Annotated in this window: 19 protein-coding genes; 7 read left to right on the forward strand and 12 right to left on the reverse strand. The window is 69.2% G+C overall.

The features are described from left to right. Nucleotides 1-131: 131 nt before the first annotated feature. From ASC92_RS16495 to ASC92_RS16505, 3 genes are read left to right on the forward strand one after another with little or no spacing between them, the layout of a single operon-like run. Entirely contained in the window at nucleotides 132-1,331 is a 1,200-nt protein-coding gene (locus ASC92_RS16495; RefSeq protein WP_056517691.1) for an acyl-CoA dehydrogenase, read from the forward strand. A gap of 6 nt (nucleotides 1,332-1,337) precedes the next feature. Then, on the forward strand, nucleotides 1,338-2,573 hold the full coding sequence (locus ASC92_RS16500) for a CaiB/BaiF CoA transferase family protein (RefSeq protein ID WP_056517695.1): 1,236 nt from the start codon (nucleotides 1,338-1,340) through the stop codon (nucleotides 2,571-2,573). A 13-nt stretch (nucleotides 2,574-2,586) separates the two neighbouring features. After that, nucleotides 2,587-3,018 carry a VOC family protein gene (locus ASC92_RS16505; RefSeq protein ID WP_056517698.1) on the forward strand — a complete coding sequence of 144 codons (432 nt, stop codon included), beginning with the start codon at nucleotides 2,587-2,589 and terminating at the stop codon, nucleotides 3,016-3,018. 64 nt (nucleotides 3,019-3,082) lie between these two features. On the opposite strand, the gene ASC92_RS16510 is transcribed toward ASC92_RS16505, so the two are convergent. Next, the gene (locus tag ASC92_RS16510) at nucleotides 3,083-3,541 is read right to left on the reverse strand and encodes a CopD family protein (protein WP_056517701.1); all 459 of its coding nucleotides are present in this window, start codon (nucleotides 3,539-3,541) and stop codon (nucleotides 3,083-3,085) included. Nucleotides 3,542-3,654: 113 nt separating this feature from the next. On the opposite strand from ASC92_RS16510, the gene ASC92_RS16515 reads away from it, so the two are divergent. After that, nucleotides 3,655-4,485, forward strand: a complete 831-nt coding sequence (locus ASC92_RS16515; RefSeq protein ID WP_056517704.1) for an isocitrate lyase/PEP mutase family protein — start codon at nucleotides 3,655-3,657, stop codon at nucleotides 4,483-4,485. Between the two features lie 6 nt (nucleotides 4,486-4,491). Continuing rightward, nucleotides 4,492-5,067 carry a uracil-DNA glycosylase family protein gene (locus ASC92_RS16520; RefSeq protein ID WP_056517706.1) on the forward strand — a complete coding sequence of 192 codons (576 nt, stop codon included), beginning with the start codon at nucleotides 4,492-4,494 and terminating at the stop codon, nucleotides 5,065-5,067. A 6-nt stretch (nucleotides 5,068-5,073) separates the two neighbouring features. Here the strand turns inward: ASC92_RS16520 and ASC92_RS16525 are convergent, their stop codons facing one another. From ASC92_RS16525 to ASC92_RS16555, 7 genes are all read right to left on the reverse strand, one after another. Beyond that, nucleotides 5,074-6,750, reverse strand: a complete 1,677-nt coding sequence (locus tag ASC92_RS16525) for an amidohydrolase (protein ID WP_056517709.1) — start codon at nucleotides 6,748-6,750, stop codon at nucleotides 5,074-5,076. A gap of 2 nt (nucleotides 6,751-6,752) precedes the next feature. Continuing rightward, nucleotides 6,753-7,742: a tripartite tricarboxylate transporter substrate binding protein gene (locus tag ASC92_RS16530; protein ID WP_056517712.1), complete on the reverse strand. Its 990-nt coding sequence runs from the start codon at nucleotides 7,740-7,742 to the stop codon at nucleotides 6,753-6,755. Between the two features lie 59 nt (nucleotides 7,743-7,801). Continuing rightward, complete coding sequence (locus ASC92_RS16535; protein WP_056517715.1) at nucleotides 7,802-8,158, reverse strand: cupin domain-containing protein; 357 nt, start codon at nucleotides 8,156-8,158, stop codon at nucleotides 7,802-7,804. An 18-nt stretch (nucleotides 8,159-8,176) separates the two neighbouring features. Further along, complete coding sequence (locus ASC92_RS16540; protein ID WP_235505844.1) at nucleotides 8,177-9,184, reverse strand: quinone oxidoreductase family protein; 1,008 nt, start codon at nucleotides 9,182-9,184, stop codon at nucleotides 8,177-8,179. Nucleotides 9,185-9,528: 344 nt separating this feature from the next. Beyond that, nucleotides 9,529-10,419, reverse strand: a complete 891-nt coding sequence (locus tag ASC92_RS16545) for a 3-keto-5-aminohexanoate cleavage protein (protein ID WP_056517718.1) — start codon at nucleotides 10,417-10,419, stop codon at nucleotides 9,529-9,531. Continuing rightward, nucleotides 10,416-11,180, reverse strand: coding sequence for an SDR family NAD(P)-dependent oxidoreductase (locus ASC92_RS16550; RefSeq protein WP_056517721.1), 765 nt, complete (start codon nucleotides 11,178-11,180; stop codon nucleotides 10,416-10,418). The genes ASC92_RS16545 and ASC92_RS16550 overlap by 4 nt, the downstream gene beginning before the upstream one ends. 20 nt (nucleotides 11,181-11,200) lie before the next feature. Further along, a complete protein-coding gene (locus tag ASC92_RS16555; protein WP_056517724.1) occupies nucleotides 11,201-12,067 on the reverse strand; it encodes a dioxygenase in 867 nt (288 codons plus the stop codon). 134 nt (nucleotides 12,068-12,201) lie between these two features. Here ASC92_RS16555 and ASC92_RS16560 point away from each other — a divergent pair, with 134 nt between their 5' ends. Further along, entirely contained in the window at nucleotides 12,202-13,236 is a 1,035-nt protein-coding gene (locus ASC92_RS16560) for a LacI family DNA-binding transcriptional regulator (RefSeq protein ID WP_056517727.1), read from the forward strand. A gap of 12 nt (nucleotides 13,237-13,248) precedes the next feature. On the opposite strand, the gene ASC92_RS16565 is transcribed toward ASC92_RS16560, so the two are convergent. From ASC92_RS16565 to ASC92_RS16575, 3 genes are read right to left on the reverse strand one after another with little or no spacing between them, the layout of a single operon-like run. After that, nucleotides 13,249-13,590 (reverse strand): hypothetical protein, encoded by a 342-nt coding sequence (locus ASC92_RS16565; protein ID WP_056517731.1) that lies wholly within the window; start codon nucleotides 13,588-13,590, stop codon nucleotides 13,249-13,251. A 16-nt stretch (nucleotides 13,591-13,606) separates the two neighbouring features. Next, a complete protein-coding gene (locus tag ASC92_RS16570; protein WP_056517734.1) occupies nucleotides 13,607-15,280 on the reverse strand; it encodes a hypothetical protein in 1,674 nt (557 codons plus the stop codon). 31 nt (nucleotides 15,281-15,311) lie between these two features. Continuing rightward, complete coding sequence (locus ASC92_RS16575; RefSeq protein ID WP_056517736.1) at nucleotides 15,312-15,506, reverse strand: DUF1127 domain-containing protein; 195 nt, start codon at nucleotides 15,504-15,506, stop codon at nucleotides 15,312-15,314. A 100-nt stretch (nucleotides 15,507-15,606) separates the two neighbouring features. Here ASC92_RS16575 and ASC92_RS16580 point away from each other — a divergent pair, with 100 nt between their 5' ends. Beyond that, a complete protein-coding gene (locus ASC92_RS16580; protein WP_056517739.1) occupies nucleotides 15,607-16,497 on the forward strand; it encodes a LysR family transcriptional regulator in 891 nt (296 codons plus the stop codon). Between the two features lie 19 nt (nucleotides 16,498-16,516). Here the strand turns inward: ASC92_RS16580 and ASC92_RS16585 are convergent, their stop codons facing one another. Beyond that, a complete protein-coding gene (locus tag ASC92_RS16585) occupies nucleotides 16,517-17,008 on the reverse strand; it encodes a hypothetical protein (protein WP_056517742.1) in 492 nt (163 codons plus the stop codon). Nucleotides 17,009-17,045 lie beyond the last annotated feature (37 nt).

Here is a 17,045-nt window from a genome sequence, read left to right on the forward strand (position 1 = left end):
AATATCTTGCAAGACATTCTTGTACCGCATATCTGGGTGCGGATTCCTCGTTTGCGTCATGGCCCCTGCGTGGCTAGCATCGGCCCATTCCCCCCTCTTTTCCCTTTTCCCCTCATTTCCGGAGACAGCACATGGCCGCCAAAGCGCAATTCCACTGGGACGATCCCCTTCTTCTCGACCAGCAACTGACCGACGAAGAACGCATGATCCGCGACGCGGCCAACGCCTATTGCCAGGAGCGCCTCGCGCCCCGCGTCATCGAGGGCTTCCGCAACGGCGAGACCGACCCCGCCATCTTTCGCGAAATGGGCGCGCTCGGCCTGCTCGGCCCGACCATCCCCGAGCAGTACGGCGGCCCCGGCCTCAACTACGTGGCCTACGGCCTGATCGCCCGCGAAGTCGAGCGCGTCGACTCCGGCTACCGCTCGATGGCCAGCGTGCAGAGTTCGCTGGTGATGGTGCCGATCTTCGAATTCGGCACCGAAGGCCAGAAGCAGAAGTACCTACCCAAGCTCGCCACCGGTGAATGGATCGGCTGCTTCGGCCTGACCGAACCCGACCACGGCTCCGACCCCGGCAGCATGGCCACGCGCGCCAAGAAGGTGCCGGGCGGCTACTCGCTCAGCGGCTCCAAGATGTGGATCAGCAACTCGCCCATCGCCGACGTGTTCGTCGTGTGGGCCAAGGAAGTCAGCGAAAGCGGCACGGTCGGCCCGATCCGCGGCTTCGTGCTCGAGAAGGGCATGAAGGGCCTGAGCGCCCCCGCGATCCACGGCAAGGTCGGCCTGCGCGCCAGCATCACGGGTGAGATCGTCATGGACGGCGTGTTCTGCCCCGAAGAAAACGCCTTCCCCGAAGTGCAGGGCCTCAAGGGCCCGTTCACCTGCCTCAACAGCGCCCGCTACGGCATCTCGTGGGGCGCGCTCGGCGCCGCCGAAGACTGCTGGCACCGCGCCCGCCAGTACACGCTGGACCGCAAGCAGTTCGGCCGCCCGCTCGCCGCCAACCAGCTCATCCAGAAGAAGCTGGCCGACATGCAGACCGAGATCACGCTGGGCCTGCAAGGCAGCCTGCGCCTGGGCCGCATGAAGGACGAAGGCATCGCTGCCGTCGAGATCACCTCGATCATGAAGCGCAACAACTGCGGCAAGTCGCTGGACATCGCCCGCATGGCGCGCGACATGATGGGCGGCAACGGCATCAGCGACGAGTTTGGCGTGGCACGCCACCTCGTGAACCTCGAAGTGGTCAACACCTACGAAGGCACGCACGACATCCACGCGCTGATCCTGGGCCGCGCGATCACCGGCATCGCGGCTTTCGCGAACTAAGAACGAATGACCAAGCCCGCAGCACTCGACGGCATCAAGGTCCTCGATCTGTCCCGCGTGCTCGCGGGCCCGTGGTGCACGCAGATCCTCGCGGACCTGGGTGCCGACGTCGTCAAGATCGAACGCCCCGGCGTCGGCGACGACACGCGCACCTGGGGCCCGCCCTTCATCAAGGACGCGGACGGCAACGACACCGACCAGGCCAGCTACTTCACCGCCTGCAACCGCAACAAGCGCTCGGTCACCATCGACATGGCCACGCCCGACGGGCAGGCGCTGCTCAAGCAGATGGCGGCGCAGGCCGACATCGTGGTGGAGAACTTCAAGACCGGCGGCCTCAAGCAATACGGCCTCGACCACGAGAGCCTGCGTGCGGCCAACCCGCGCCTCATCTACTGCAGCGTGACCGGTTTCGGCCACGACGGCCCGTACGCCGAGCGCGCGGGCTACGACCTGATGATCCAGGCCATGACCGGCATGATGAGCATCACCGGCCGCCCCGACGACGTGCCCGGCGGCGGCCCGCTGCGCGTGGGCGTGGCGCTGACCGACCTGTTCACCGGCGTTTACGCCAGCACCGCCATCCTCGCCGCGCTGCAGGTGCGCGACCGCACTGGCGAAGGCCAGCACATCGACATGGCGCTGCTCGACGTGGGCATGGCCATCCTCGCCAACCAGGCCAGCGCCTTCCTCAACACCGGCAAGGCGCCCGGGCGCCAGGGCAACACGCACCCGAGCCTCGCGCCTTATCAAGACTTTCCGACGCAAGACGGCTCGGTGCTGCTGGCCATCGGCAACAACGGCCAGTTCGCACGCTTCTGCGAAGCGGCCGGCCACCCCGAGTGGGCGACCGACGCGCGCTTCGCGACCAACACGCTGCGCGTGAAGCACCGCCTGGTGCTGATCCCCATTATGGAAGAACTCACGCGCACCCGCACGACGGCCGCGTGGGTCGCGCTGCTCGAAGACAAGGCCGTGCCCTGCGGCCCGATCAACGACATCGCGCAGGCCTTCGACGATGCGCAGGTCAAGGCGCGCGGCCTCGCCGTCACGCTGCCCCGCGAAGCGGGCGACGGCATCGCCAGCATCACCGGCGTGGCGAGCCCGCTGCGGCTCACGGCCACGCCGCCGGTGCTGCGCCACGCGCCGCCGGCGCTGGGCCAGCACACGCAGGAAGTGCTGGCGGAAATGGGCATCGACGCCGCCCGCTTCGACGCCCTGCGTTCAGCCGGCGTCGTCTGAAGAAGAGGCCGGCATGGCGAACCCGATGCGCCCGCCACCGTTCTCGGTGTTGCGCATCGACCACGTCGTGCTGCGCGTGAAGGACGTGGAACGCGCCGTCGCGTTCTATTGCGGCGTGCTGGGCTGCGCCATCGAGAAGCGGCGCGACGACCTGGGGCTCGTGCACCTGCGCGCCGGCGCGAGCCTGATCGACCTCGTCACGCCCGACGGCCCGCTGGGCAGGCAGGGCGGGGCGCTGGCCGGTGTGGAAGGCCGCAACGTCGATCACCTCTGCCTGCGCATCGAGCCCTTCGACGAAGCGGCCATCCGCGCACAGATGGCGTTGCATGGCGTCGCGGTGCACGGCGGGGTGCAGAACAACTTCGGCGCCGAGGGCAACGGCCCGTCGATCTACGTCGCCGACCCCGACGGCAACAGCGTCGAGCTCAAGGGCGCGGCTGCCTGACCGGCGGATCAAGCAGCCGGCCGACCTCGCGGTCGATGCCGAAGTGGAGGCTGTGGGCGAGGCCTCAACCGGCCCGACCGATGGTCGCCACGCCGAACACCACGACGCCCAGCGCCAGGTTCACCGCGACCAGCTTGCGCACGGTGTCCAGCCGCGCGGCCGCCACCGGCCATGCGCTTTCGTCCACCGCGCGCCGCAGCGCCTTGAACACCGAGGCGCGGATGTAGACGTAGATGGCCGCCATCACGATCGCGATGCTCATCATCGCCTCGACGCGCCAATGCACGGCGCGGAAGCCGCCGGCCGCGAGGATCATCGTCACGCCAGTCACGAACAGCAGCGTGACGGCCGCGTCCACGCCGACGAAGAAGCGCCGCAGTGTCGCGGCCATCATGCGCAGGCGCAACGGCGGCTCCAGCGTGGCGACCGCCGAAGGGCGCACCGCGAAGTGCATGGTTGCCATGCCGCCGACCCAGAAGGCGGCGCAGAGCAGGTGGATGAAAAGCGCAATGACGTAGGACATGGGGCGCGATCAGACACCGAAATGCCGGACTGCGCAACGTCGTGACGTGCGGACAGGGCCGCGTCAGAATGCGGAGCTCGCCGTCGCGCATACCGAAAGAAAGCCAGGCTCCCATGACCCGCACCATCGCCCAGAAACGCGCCGACTTCCGTGCGCTCCACGCACAAGGCTGTTTCGTCATTCCGAACCCGTGGGACACGGGCAGCGCGCGCTTCCTCGCGGGCATGGGCTTCAAGGCGCTCGCCACCACCAGCTCGGGCTTCGCGTGGTCGCACGGCCAGGCCGACGGGGCGATGTCGCGCGAATCGATCCTTGCCCATCTGCGTGAGCTGGTGGACGCCACCGACCTGCCCGTGAACGCCGACTTCGAGAACGGCTTTGCCGCCGACGCCAAAGGCGTGGCCGAGAGCGTGCGCCTCGCGGTCGAGACCGGCGTTGCAGGCCTGTCGATCGAGGATTCGACGGGCAACGCCGCCGATCCGCTCTTTGCCATCGACATCGCGGTCGAGCGCATGCGTGCCGCGCGCAAGGCCATCGACGCGTCGGGCGCCGACGTGCTGCTCGTCGGCCGCGCCGAGAACTTCTTCGCCGGCCGCCCGGACCTCGGCGATGCCATCGCGCGGCTCAAGGCGTACGCGGATGCAGGCGCCGACTGCCTCTATGCGCCCGGCATCAAGACCCGCGAGCAGATCGCCGCGGTGGTCGCCGCCGTCGCGCCCAAGCCGGTCAACCTGCTGGTGGGCGCGGCCAGCGAACTCACGATGCAGGACATCGCCGAACTCGGCGTGCGCCGCGTGAGCGTGGGCGGCGGTATGGCGCGCGCGGCCTGGGGCGGCTTCATGCGTGCCGCGCGCACGCTGGCCGAGCAGGGCCGCTTCGACGGTTTCGCGGATGCGGCGCCGGGCAGCGAACTCAACACCTTCTTCCGCCCGTTCGCCGGCTGAGGCGCCGTGGATGCGCTGCTCGCCGAGATCCGCGCCTGCCGCGCGTGCGAGGCGCATCTGCCGCTGGGCCCGCGACCGGTGGTGCAAGCGAGCGCAAGCGCCCGGCTGCTGATCGTCGGGCAGGCGCCCAGCCTCACGGTGCACCAGACGGGCGTGCCGTGGAATGACAGGAGCGGCGACCAGCTTCGCCGCTGGCTCGGCATCGACCGCACGGTGTTCTACGACGCGGCGCGCGTGGCGATCGTGCCGATGGGCTACTGCTACCCCGGTCGCGGCAAGAGCGGTGACCTGCCGCCGCGCAGGGAATGCGCCGAGCTGTGGCACGAGAAGCTGTTCGCGCGGATGAAGCAGGTGGAGCTGACGCTGCTCATCGGCCAGTACGCGCAGCGCCACTTCCTCGGCAGGAAGGCGAGCGCCGGCGTCACCGAAACCGTGCAGGCCTTCGCGGATTTCGCACCGCGCTTCATTCCGCTGCCGCATCCGTCGCCGCGCAACACGGGTTGGCTCAAGCACCACCCTTGGTTCGAGAGCGACGTGCTGCTGGTACTGCGCGAGCGGGTGCAGCGCGTGCTGGCGCTCTGAGAAGCCTCAGGGCGCCGACGTCACCGAAGTGCCCGCCGTGCCGAAGGGCCGCGCCGCATGCACCACGCGCCCGCCCACCACGGTCATCAGCGAGGTGGTCTTGCCGATGCGCTCCAGCGGCACGGTGAAGAAGTCCTGGTCGAGCACCGCGAAGTCCGCGAGCTTGCCGACCTCCAGCGTGCCGCGCTTGCCTTCGTCGAAGCTGAACCACGCGCTGCCCGCCGTATAGAGCCGCAGCGCCTGCTCGCGCGTGGGCGTTTCGTCGGGCCCGCGCATGGCCTTGCCGCTCACGGTCTTGCCGTCGAGCATCCACTGCAGCGCGACGAAGGGGTTGTACGAGGCCACGCGATGCGCATCCGTGCCCGCGCCCACGTTCACGCCGGCGCGCAGGGCCGTGCCGATGGGTGGCATGCGGCGCGCTGCGTCGCCGCGCACGGCGAGCGCGCGGTCCCCCTGGAAGTACATCGCATCCTGCATCGTCCAGCCGATGCCCAGCGCCTTCATGCGCGCGAGCGTCTCGGGCGAGGCGTCGTCCAGGTGCGCGATGGACCAGCGCAGGCCGTTGATAGGCACCTCGGCGTTCAGCTTTTCGTACAGCCCGAGCAGGTGATCGACCGAACCGTTCTCCTGCCAATGGATGGTGACCGCGAGCTTCTTCGTGGCCGCCCACCTGATGAGTTCGTAGAATTTCGCCTTCACCGCTTCGTCGGGGAAGTTGTTGTTGTACATCGCGAGCGTCACGCGTTCGCCCAGGCCGTTGAACTTCAGCATGTCGTCGCCGAAGCCCATCGGCAGCATCTGCGCGAGGTCGCGGAACTCCTGCAGCTCGGCGCCGGGCTTTTGCGCGAACACGCTGTAGGCCACGCGCAGCGTCAGCGCCTTCTCGCGCCACAGCTCGAACAGCGCCGCGTACTGCGAGGGCGCAATGCTGAAGCCGCCCGGATCCACCAGGCCGGTGATGCCGAGCCGGTTCAGCTCGCTGAAGAACGCACGCGTGCCCGCCACGTTGTCGTCGTAGGTCGGCTTGGGCAACTTGTCGAACAGGGCCGAGATGCCGACGATGTCGCCGGTCATCCAACCCGGCGCGCCGTCGGGCGAGGGCTTCATTCCGGCGGGCAGCGTGCCGGGCGGAACGGCCAGTGCTTCGAGGGCCCTGGGCGTCATCACCACCGCTTCGTAGAACAGTTGCACGTACACCGGGTTGGCGGGCGCGGCCTCCTGCAGTTCGGCCATCGTCGGACGCCGGCGTTCGGCGAACTGCTGTTCGGTCCAGCCGCCTGCAACGATCAGCCAGCCGCCGGGGCGGGCATTTGCAGCGGCGGTGCGGATGCGTGCCATGGCTTCGGCGATGGTGCTCGCGCCGATCCAGTTGACTTCGGTCGAATAGCTCAACGCCGCGCGCACCGCGTGCATGTGCGAATCGATGAGCCCGGGAACGACGGTGCGTCCGCCCGCATCGACGGTGCGTGTCGCGGAGCCCGAGAGCGTGCGCATCTGCGCGGCATTGCCGACGGCCACGATGCGGCCGTCGCGCACGGCGAGCGCCTGCGCGGTGGTGCCGGCGGCATCGAGCGTGGCGATCTTCGCGTTGATGACGACGAGGTCGGCCGGCTGCGCCTGCGCGGCGCCGGGCATGAGAAAGCCGGCGACGAGGGCCGCCGCCGTGAAGAGCGTGCGTGCCATGGTCAGTCGACCTTGATGCTCGCGGCCTTGACCACCTGCTGCGCCTTGCCGGTCTCGTCCACGAGGAACTTGTTGAACTGTGCCGACGACATCGTGAAGGGCTCGGCGCCGAGCTTCTCCAGCCGTTCCTTCAGCTCGGGCGACACCATGATCTTCGCGACCTCGGCCTGCAGCCGGTCGATCACCGGCTGCGGCGTTTTCGCGGGCGCGAACAGGCCGACCCAGAACAGGTACTCAGACCCCGGCACGCCGGCTTCCGCGGTGGTCGGCGCATCGGGCAGCGCCGGTGAGCGCTTGCCCGTGCCCACGGCCAGCGCCTGCAGCCTGCCGGTCTTGATGAGCGGCAGGGCCGACACCATCGGCGCGAAGAACCAGTCGACGCGCCCGGCCATCACCTCGGTCATGGCCTCGGGCGTGCCGCGGAACGGTACGTGCTGCGCGTCGATGCCAGCCGCGAGGCGGAACACCTCGGCGTTCATGTGCGTGGCCGAGCCGTTGCCCGCCGAGCCGTAGTTGAAGCCGCCTGGTTTTGCCTTGGCCTTCGCGACGAGGTCCTGCACGTTCGCGAAATGCGAGGGCGCGGTGACCAGCACGTTGGGCAGGCTCGCCATCGGCGTGATGCCGGTGAAGTCCTTGATCGTGTCGTACGACAGGCCCTTGTAGATCCACGGGTTCACGAGGTGGCCGGCCGAATGCACCAGCAGCGTGTAGCCATCGGCCGGCGACTTGGCCGCGATGGCCGCGCCCAGCGTGCCGCCCGCGCCGGGCTTGTTGTCGACGATCACGCTGGTGCCCAGCGCGGGCCCGAGCTTTTCGGCCACGAGGCGCGCGACGATGTCGGTGCCGCTGCCTGCGGTGAAGGGCACGACCAGCTTGATCGGCTGCGTGCCCGGCCACGGGCCCTGTGCGTGGGCGCCGGTCAGCGCGCAGGCCGCCAAAGCTGCTGCCGCCGCCAGTGTCTGCCTGCGGCTCCATGGGGATGTCTTCTTCATGCGTCTTGTCTCCGTTGATTTGTTCGATGAGCGATGAATGACTGAAAGAGGGGAGGCCGCTACGCCGGCGGCGCGTTCGGCATCGCCAGCGCGACCAGCACCGGCCGGTTGCTCCGGTTCTCCAGCTGCCGCTTCTCGCCGGGCGCGAAGCGGCAACTGTCGTATTGCTTGAGCACGTCTTCCTGGTGCGCACCGTCGATCTCGCCGACCACGTGCAGTTGGCCTTCGAGCACGAGATACAGCTTTTCCATCGGCGAGCCGTCGAGACCGGTGTGGCCGCCGGGAAGGATCTGGCTCACGCCCATCCACATCTGCGTGGACGGCCCGGCCTCCTTGCCTTGCAGGCGCAGGCAGCGCATGTCGAAGTGGTTGGGCGCCTCGTAGTGCGGCGCTTCGTTGAAACGGGTCACGTGCATGGTCGGGTGCTCCAGGATTCAGGGCCGCAGCACGACGCGGTCGGTGCTGCCCGAAAGCACCAGCCGATAGGCGTCGATCGCTTCGTCGAGCGTGAAGCCGCGCGCAACGGGAAAGGGCTTCAGCGTGCCGCGCTCGAAGCCCTCGCGCATGGCGTCGAGCTGCGCAGTGCTTGCGATGCAGTCCATCGCAAGCGAGTCGATGCCCACGTAGGTGTGCATGCCTCGGTAGAACGCGAAGATGTCGAAGGGCACCGCGCGCTCATGCGTGGCGATGAAGACCTGCGTCGCGCCCTTGGCCATCGCCTTGTTGGCGGCCTCGAAGTAGGCGCTGCCGACGGTGTTGTAGACGATGTGCGCACCGCGCCCGTCGGTGAGTTCGCGCACCTGCGCGCCCACGTCGGCGTGGTGGCGCGCATCGATCACGTCCACCGGTCCGCTGGCAAAGCCCTCGAAGGGACCGGCATGCCGCTGTACCGCGATCACGCGCGCACCGGCCTGCGAAGCCAGCTGCACCGCGGCCTGCCCAACCTTGCCGTTGGCGCCGAGCACCAGCACTGTCTGGCCCGCCTGCGGCATGCCGCTGCGGCGAAAGCCTTCGTAAGCGGTGACGAAGGGCACGCCCACCGCGCCGGCCTCGTCCATCGAGATGCCGCGCGGCTTGGCGCGCAGTGCGCCTTCAGGCAGCACGAGATAGCGCGCATGCGAGCCGTCACGCGTGATGCCGACGTCGCCGCCCGAGCCGTAGACCTCGCGGCCGATCCATTCGGAAGGCCCGCTCACGACGGTGCCTGCGAAGTCGCGGCCGGGGGTGCGCGGCCACACGGCCTGCGGCATGAGGCCCAGCGTCGCCTTGACGTCGCTTGGGTTCACTGCCGCGGCGGCGATGCGGACGACGGCATGGCCTGGAGGCGGCGTGGGTTCGGCCTGCGGCGAGGCATGCAGTTGCAGCGCGTCGAGGTTGGCGGCTTTCTCGTTCACGCGCAATGCGCGGGAGGTGTGGGTCGTGTGCATGGCTGCGACGTTCATTTCGGTTTTCCTGCGTGCTGTGTTGCGGATGGCTTGTGTTCCTGGTGCACTTGTTCAGGGCGTGTGCACAGGCCACCGGGTACTCCCCTCCGCGAATGTCCCCCGGCTTCGCCTCCTCCTTTATTTCGCTGCGGGGAGCACCCGATGCTCTGTGCACAACGAGCGCTGCTCTTGTGCTGGCCGATCAACAAGTGCTCTGATCGATCACGCTGGCGGGGTGCCTTGCGCAGCGAAATAAAGGAGGAGGCCGCAGGCCGGGGACATTCGCGGAGCAAGGTACCCCGTCGGCGTGATCGCGCCCCGAACGACGCCGCGCACAACAAGGAGAGATGCGGGAGTCCACGCTAGCCCCTCGCATCCGGCAACCCCAGCATCGCGCGTGCCTCACGCGGATTCGCAACTTCACCGCCCAGGCTCACGAGAATGTCGCGCGCCTTCGCCACCAGCTGCGCATTGCTCTCGGCGAGCACGCCCTTCTCGAGGTAGATGTTGTCTTCCATGCCCACGCGCACATGCCCGCCCAGCAGCCACGACTGCGCCACGATCGGGAACTCCATGCGGCCGATGCCGAAGGCGCTCCAGAAGGCGCCGCGCGGCAGCATGTTGCGCGCATAGAGCAGCGTCTCGGGCGTGGGTGCGAAGCCGTACTTCACGCCGAGCACGAAGGTCCACATGGCCGGGCCGTCGAGCGTGCCGTCGGCGATCAGGTCGAGCGCGAGGTTGATGTCGCCGGAGTCGAAGATCTCCAGCTCGGGCTTCACGCCGGCCTCGCGCATCACCTTCGCCATGCGCCGTACGTTCTTCGGCGTGTTGATGACCACATCGGGCCCCGAGTTCATCGTGTTGAGATCGAGCGAGCACACGTCGGGCCTGATGAGTGCGATGTGTTCCACGCGCTTTTCGGGTGGCAGCAGCGTGGTGCCCGGTGCGGCGATCTTCGGGTCGTCCTCGCTCGGAATGAAGCGCCCGCCCGGCCCGCTCGTGAGGTTGACGATCAGCTCGCGGTTCTCGCGGCGGATGCGCTCGACCACCTCGCGGTACAGATCCACCTCCATCGAAGGCTTGCCGGTTTCGGGATGGCGCACGTGGATGTGCACCTGCGCCGCGCCGGCCTCGGCCGCGGCCAGGCATTCGTCGGCGATCTGCACCGGCGTGATCGGCAGGTGCGGCGTCTGCTCCGGCTTCACGAGGTTGCCCGTGACCGCGCAGGTGATGAGTGTCTTGGCAGTGCTCACAGGTGGCGCCCTCCATCGACCACGATGCGCGTGCCGGTCACGAAGCGCAGCGTGGTGGCCAGCGCTTCGACCGTGGCCGCCACGTCGTCGGGCAAGCCGATGCGGCCCAGTGGCGTGGTGCTGGCCATCTTGTTCGCGAACTCCGCGCCACGGCCCGGCACGAAACCCGATTCGACCGCGCCCGGCGACACCGACACCACGCGCACCGACGGCGCGAGCGCCTTGGCCAGCGCGTCGCCCACCACGTCGAGGCCGGCCTTGGCGGCCACGTAGGCAAGGTTGCTGCCCACGCCCGTGAAGCCCGCGATGGAAGAGATGTTGGCCACCAGCCCGTCGCCGCTGGCCTTCAGCATCGGCGCGAAGGCGCGGATGGTGGCGAACACACCGCGGAAGTTGGCGCGCACGATGTCGTCGATGAGTTCGTCGGTCAGCGCGTCGAGGTCGGCGGCCGGCACCGGTTGCGTGTGGCCCGCGCTGTTGACGAGGATGTCGCAGCGGCCGTGCGTGGCCTTCACTTCTGCAGCGGCGGCATTCAGGCTCGCCGAGTCGACGATGTCGGCGCGGATCACCGTGTGGCGCTGGCCGTTGGCAGAAGGCAGTGCGGCCGCGCGGGCTGCAGCATCGTCGCCCTTGCGGTGCAGCAGCACGCACGTGGCGCCGAGCGCGGCAAGCCGCGTGGCCGTGGCGTAGCCGATGGCGCCGAGGCCACCGGTGATAACGGCGACCTTGCCGTCGAGTCTGGAGACCGGATCGAAGCTCATGGATGTGGAGAGGAGTTGATTCAGGGGATCGGAGGACGGGGGAATTTCATTTCGCCGGGTTCAAGCTCGAAGTCGTGGTGCATCGATGCGCTCTTGCCGTCGGGTGCCAATGCAAAGCGCCCGATCAGCCGCCGCGTCACGCCGAAGGTCGGGTCGCTCTCGAGGTTCTCGTCGTCGTCCGCGAACACCTGCGTGATCAGCACCTTGTGCCCCGGCTTGCTGACCATGAAGTGCAGGTGCGCGGGCCGGTTCGGGTGGCGTTGCTGCGCGCGCAGCAGCACGCCGCAGGGCCCGTCGGTCGGTACGGGGTAGCCAGCCGGGCGCACGCTGCGAAAGTGGAAGCGGCCCTCCGCGTCGGTGCTGAAGCGCCCGCGCAGGTTCATGTCTTCCTGCGACGGGTCCTGGTTTTCGTAGAGGCCGATGGGCGAGGCCTGCCACACGTCGACCGTGGCGCCGGCCACCGGCCGGCCCTTGCCGTCGCGCACCGTGCCCGTCACTTCGAGCGGAATGCCCGGCGTGCCCGAGCGCGCGATGCTCTCGCCCAGTGCGCAGTCCGGCGCGTTCGCGCGCCAGAACGGCCCGAGCAGCGCGGCCGGCGATTCGCCATGCGGGTCCTGGTTGTTCTGCAGCGCGACCACGGTGGATACGCCCAGGATGTCCGCCGCCAGCACCACCTCGTTCTTTGTCTCGCCCGTGGCGTGGCCGATGGCGACGATGAATTCGAGTGCTTGCTCGAACTCTTCTTCCGTCAGCTTCACTTCCTGGACCAGCGCGTGCAGGTGGCGCGTGACCGCCTCCATCACGGTGCGCAACCGCGGGTCGGGCGTGTGCTTCATGGCGTCGAGCGTGAAGCCCAGCACCGAATCGGGGGACGTGGCGATGTTCATGACAGGTCTTTGCAATCGTTTGCACGATGTTAGTCCAAATCGCCGAAAAGTAAAATGACCCCATTCAGCAAGTCAGGAATAGCAGAAAGCCCCCTGCAGATCCTGGCCAGCTCGACAATCGTTTGCATCAATCCATGAGTACCAGCCCAACTTCCACGCCCGTGACCATCCGCGACGTCGCCCGCGCCGCCGGGGTGCACGTGTCGACCGTCTCGCGCGCGCTCAGCCCCGAGAAGCGCTCGCTGATCAGCGACGAGGTGCTGCGCGTGGTGGAAGAGGCGGCGCAGCGCCTGGGCTACCGGCCCAACCGCGCGGCCTCGGCGCTGCGCACGGGCCGCACCCACACCATCGGCGTGCTGGTGCCGGACATCACCAACGCGGTGTTCCCGCCCATCCTGCAGGGCATCGAGGCCAGCGCGGCGGCGCGCGGGTACTTCGTGTTCGTCACCAACGTGGTGGACCCGGCGCTCGCACGGCCCGTGCTGGAGCGCATGCTCGCGCAGCGGGTCGACGGCGTGGTCATGGCCACCGCCACGCGCGACGACCCGCTGATCGACTTCGTCACCCAGGCCGGCATGACCGCGGTGCTGGTCAATCGGGCCGACGAGACCGGCCGGCTGCCGGCCGTGGTCAGTGACGACCGGCTGGCGATGAAGCTCGCGGTCGATCACCTCGTGGGCCTCGGCCACAAGCGCATCGCGCATCTCGCGGGCCCGCAGAACATTCCCACTGGCGTGGGCCGGCGCCTGGGCGTGGAGCAGGCGCTGCGCGACCATCGCATGAAGCCCTTCCGCGTGGTCGAGTGCGCGAGCTACAGCCGCGAGGCCGGCGCAGTGGCGATGAAGCAGATGCTCGAAGCCGGCGCAGCCCCGCAGGCCGTGGTGTGCTGCAACGACCTCGTGGCGCTGGGCGCCTACGACGCGCTGCGCGAAGCCGGCCTGCGCGTGCCGAAGGACATTTCCATCACTGGCCACAACGACATGCCGCTGGTCGACATGGTCGACCCGCCACTCACCACCATCCGGCTGCCGCACCGCGAGCTGGGCTGGCGCGCGGCCGAGATGCTGTTCGACGAGATCGATGGCCGCTCGATGTCGGCCTCGACCGTGGTGCTGCGGCCGGAGCTGGTGGTGCGCAAGTCGACCGCCAAGCCGGCCGCCGCGCGCTGAGCGCGGCAGGACTCACTTCATCCGCCACCACAGGGCCGCGATGTCGTCGCTCAGGCCTGCGAGCAGAAGCGCCACGGCGACCAGCGCGACGAGCGCCTTCGCGCGCCGCGACAGACCCTCCCTGGGGGCAAAGTCTTCGGCGCGGCCGCTGAAATGCACGCCGCAATGGGGACAGCGCAGCGCGTAGCCGAAGACGGGTTCGTTGCAGCGGATGCAGGGCACCTCGTCCGGCCCCGGCTCCGTGGGTGCATCGGCGCTGCGAGATGCCTGCGCCGCTGCGCGCAGCTTCTGCTCCCGGGCGCGGCGTTCGCGATGGGCGGCCAGATCGATGGGGTCGTTGGAGTCGTCGTGCATGCTGCTGAAAACCAGTCTAGCTCGCGCGCGGCGCAGCCTTTCTTCGCGCAGCCGGTCGCCGCGGCGGCTTCGCTTCGAGCACCAGTTCGGCTGGCAGCGCGTCGTTCCACGATTCGGTGAAGTAGGCGCGGTCGCTGGGTACCAGCTGCGGCAGCGCTTCGCGCAGCGAGGCCAGCGACTGTTCCGCCGCCTGCAGGTCGCCCGCATGGGCCGCATACCAGGCGTGCTCGAACAGCAGGCTGCAATGCTGCAGGCCCGGATAGCGGCGCCGCCCGGCCTGGTGGTCGGCCAGCCGCGCCTGCGCCACCTGCACCCAGCGCGCCGGCCAGTTCGTGGTGTCGAAGGCGTCGGCCAGCGGACCGGCCAGCTCCGAGATCGCGACCGGGTCCAGCGGCCTCTGCGCGCGGAACTGCGCGAGCGTGGGCGGAGTCTCCGGCCGGCAGTGGCCGCGCGCGATGCGCATCAGGTAGATCGCGTTCCACGCCGAGCGGCCCTGCCCGTCGGTGTGGCTGCAGAGCCATTCGCTGAAGGCGATCCACTGCACGGCGCGGCGCGTGGTGTCGGCGTTGCCGTCGTGCGCGAGCGCGGGCAGGTCGGACAGTCCCACGCGGTCGAACAGCCATGCGGCCATGCCCATGTTGGCGGCCACGTGCTGCGCCGCGTCGAAGGAGTGCGACTCGAAGGCGGCCGCCAGCGCCTCGCCGAAGCGGCGCAGCGACTCCTCGGCGAGCGCGGCGGCGGCCGGCATGTCGTCGGCCGACAGCGCCAGCGCGCGCGAGCGGCACACCAGCGCCCAGAGGTTGCACCACTCGAAGCGCACGTCGGGGTGGTGGCGCAGCACCAGCGCGCGCGCTGCGTCATCGGCCATGCCGCCCAGCAGCGACTGCGCCAGCGGCAGGTCGCGCGCGGTGTAGGCGCACCACGCGGAGACGATGCATTCCATCGCGCCGAGGTAGTCGTTGCCCGCCACATGGTGCGCAAGCCGCTGCTTCTTGAGCGCCTGCAGCCGCCGCCGCGCCTGCTCGTTGTCGCCGAGGCGCCGCCACAACATGGCTTCGTTGAGCGTGACCAGGGCGCGCTGGAAGTCGGTGGCGGCCAGCGTGCCGGCGAGGCGGATCGATTCGAGGGCGCTGCCGCCCGTGTTCTCGCCCGCCACGGGCGCCATCAACCGCCCCTGCCGCGCCGCCTGCTGCGACGCGACCAGCTGCTTCCAGAACGCGGCGTCCTGGAGGTGCACGGCATCGGGCGGCGGCGAGCCGGCGGTCCGGCCGGCCTGTGATGCACGCGAACGCAGCCCGAGGAACGACGCAATCTCGGCGGTCGTGGCCGCGCGCCCTTCGACCAGCACGCGCACGCGCTTCGCCTCGGCGGCCGGCAGCCAGAACGGGCCCTGGCTGCGCCGCTCGGCGTTGAGGAAGCGGGGCTCGCGCTGCGTGTCTTCGCCCCAGCCGACCTCGACGTGCCAGGCCTTGAAGTCGCGGAACGCGCGGCTCACTACCATGCGCAGCGTGCTCGCGTCCGACACTTCGCCGCGCAGGTCCGCCAGCCGCACGACACCGGCGCCGGCATCGTGGGCATGGCGCATGCGCACCAGCAGCCAGAGCGACTGGAAAGCCGCGCGCCGGCCATTGACCGACTGCGGCGATGTGAGTTCGATGGAAAGAAGGGCGGGAAGGAGCGGCTTGGGCACGCCCCCGATTTGAACCCTAAATCCGGCGGTGTCAGTACCGGTGTCGTTCCAGCAGCTGCGGCACTTCGCTGCGCCCGATGCCCAGGTCGCGCAGCTCGTGATCGCTCATGTACGAAAGCTGCGACGCATCGGCGCGCATGCGGCGGCGGTCCATCACGCGGCGGCGCCAGCCGCGCAGGGCATGGATCAGGCGTTGATGGAAAGACGATGGCTTCGGCGCGGTCACGATGGGCTCCTTGGTTGGGAGCGCTCATCTTCAGGCGACGCATGCTATTGTGGAAGTTGAGATTTCTGACACTTGCCATCACCTTTTCTGATGTGAACCGATGCGACAACTCAACCTCGACCAGCTGCGCACCCTCATCGCCATCGTCGACCTCGGCACGTTCTCGGCGGCGGCCCGGGCGCTGCACCTCGCGCAGCCCACGGTGAGCCTGCACATCAGCGAACTCGAATCGCGCCTCGGCGCGCCGCTGGTGGTGCGCGGCAACCGGCGCATCACGCCGACGGCGGCGGGCGCCGCGCTGGTGGAGCGCGGGCGCAAGCTGCTGCGCGACACCGACGACGCCATCGAAACCGTCAAGCGCCAGGCCGAAGGGCGCGTGGGCCGCGTGCGGCTGGGCACCTCGACCGGCGTGCTGGTCGACCTGCTGCCGCAGGTGCTGGAGGCGCTGGGCGCGGAGCATTCGGGCATCGACGTGGAGGTGAGCATCCGCGGCTCCTACGAGGCCATGGAGCGGCTGGCGGCGGGCACGCTCGACATCGGCCTGGTGGCCATCCCGCAGCCACCGCTGCGCGGCATCGTCGTCACGCCATGGTGCGAGCAGCCCATGATGGCCTTCGTGCCGCGGCGCTGGAAGGCGCCGAAGCGCGTCACCCCGGCATGGCTGGCGGCGCAGCCGCTGATCTTCAACGAGGCCACCACGCACATGTACCGCCTCACGATGGAATGGTTCGCCGCCGCCGGCTTCGCGCCGCGCGCGCGTATCGAACTCAACTACGACGCGGCCATGCGCAGCCTGGTGGCGGCCGGTTATGGCGCGGCGCTGCTGCCGCTGCAACAAAGCACCGACACCGCACGCAACGACCGCATGCAGATCCTGCCGGTGAGCCCGAAGCTCACGCGGCGCGTGGGCATCGCGCACCGCCAGCCCGCGATGCTCGACGGCGCCACGCTGAGCGTGCTGAAGGTGCTGACGACGTTCCGCCAGACTTGAGCGGCGGTGGCCGCGTGCTTCAGCGCGGCCGCGCGTAGCCGGATTCGATCCAGGCGGTGGCGCTGGCCGCGGTGAGCCTGAAGGCGGGCGACACGTTCACGCTGGCGAGTTCCGAGTCGTCGGCGTTGTCATGGGCCGTGAGCGTGGCCGAAGGGTTGTCCTCGTCGGGCACGATGCTCAGGGCCACGCGGATGCGCTGGTCGTTGCGCGCCGTGACCGTCACGCTCCTGTTGAGCGTGGCGTGAAGCTGCTGCTCGTGGCGGCGGATGACTTCGGCGGCGGTCTTCACCAGCGTGGAGAAGGCGGGGCCGTCGAGCGGCTTGGGGTTCTTCTTGTCGCGGCCCATGGTCCAGGGGCCGACCAGTGCCGGCTCGGGGTCGCCGTGGCGCGTCATCTCGACGGCCCAGCCGTCGTCTTCCTCGTTCTTGATGACGCGGGCGGTCCAGGCGTCGTCGCGCCAGAGGCGGGCTTCTTGCAAAGGGAGGGTGTCGGAGTCGGTCGGTTCGGTCATTCGGGGGCTTGTGTTCTTGCGCGGGGTATTTTCGCCT

Source organism: Variovorax sp. Root411, assembly GCF_001425205.1.
Taxonomy (GTDB): domain Bacteria; phylum Pseudomonadota; class Gammaproteobacteria; order Burkholderiales; family Burkholderiaceae_C; genus Variovorax.

Bases quoted from the DNA above. Each gene is read 5' to 3' on its own strand.
- ASC92_RS16500 (WP_056517695.1), top strand. From the start codon at position 1,338: ATGACCAAGCCCGCAGCACTCGACGGCATCAAGGTCCTCGATCTGTCC.
- ASC92_RS16560 (WP_056517727.1), top strand. From the start codon at position 12,202: ATGAGTACCAGCCCAACTTCCACGCCCGTGACCATCCGCGACGTCGCC.
- ASC92_RS16495 (WP_056517691.1), top strand. From the start codon at position 132: ATGGCCGCCAAAGCGCAATTCCACTGGGACGATCCCCTTCTTCTCGAC.
- ASC92_RS16510 (WP_056517701.1), bottom strand. From the start codon at position 3,541: ATGTCCTACGTCATTGCGCTTTTCATCCACCTGCTCTGCGCCGCCTTC.
- ASC92_RS16555 (WP_056517724.1), bottom strand. From the start codon at position 12,067: ATGAACATCGCCACGTCCCCCGATTCGGTGCTGGGCTTCACGCTCGAC.
- ASC92_RS16540 (WP_235505844.1), bottom strand. From the start codon at position 9,184: ATGAACGTCGCAGCCATGCACACGACCCACACCTCCCGCGCATTGCGC.
- ASC92_RS16580 (WP_056517739.1), top strand. From the start codon at position 15,607: ATGCGACAACTCAACCTCGACCAGCTGCGCACCCTCATCGCCATCGTC.
- ASC92_RS16505 (WP_056517698.1), top strand. From the start codon at position 2,587: ATGGCGAACCCGATGCGCCCGCCACCGTTCTCGGTGTTGCGCATCGAC.
- ASC92_RS16515 (WP_056517704.1), top strand. From the start codon at position 3,655: ATGACCCGCACCATCGCCCAGAAACGCGCCGACTTCCGTGCGCTCCAC.
- ASC92_RS16525 (WP_056517709.1), bottom strand. From the start codon at position 6,750: ATGGCACGCACGCTCTTCACGGCGGCGGCCCTCGTCGCCGGCTTTCTC.
- ASC92_RS16585 (WP_056517742.1), bottom strand. From the start codon at position 17,008: ATGACCGAACCGACCGACTCCGACACCCTCCCTTTGCAAGAAGCCCGC.
- ASC92_RS16565 (WP_056517731.1), bottom strand. From the start codon at position 13,590: ATGCACGACGACTCCAACGACCCCATCGATCTGGCCGCCCATCGCGAA.
- ASC92_RS16530 (WP_056517712.1), bottom strand. From the start codon at position 7,742: ATGAAGAAGACATCCCCATGGAGCCGCAGGCAGACACTGGCGGCGGCA.
- ASC92_RS16535 (WP_056517715.1), bottom strand. From the start codon at position 8,158: ATGCACGTGACCCGTTTCAACGAAGCGCCGCACTACGAGGCGCCCAAC.
- ASC92_RS16550 (WP_056517721.1), bottom strand. From the start codon at position 11,180: ATGAGCTTCGATCCGGTCTCCAGACTCGACGGCAAGGTCGCCGTTATC.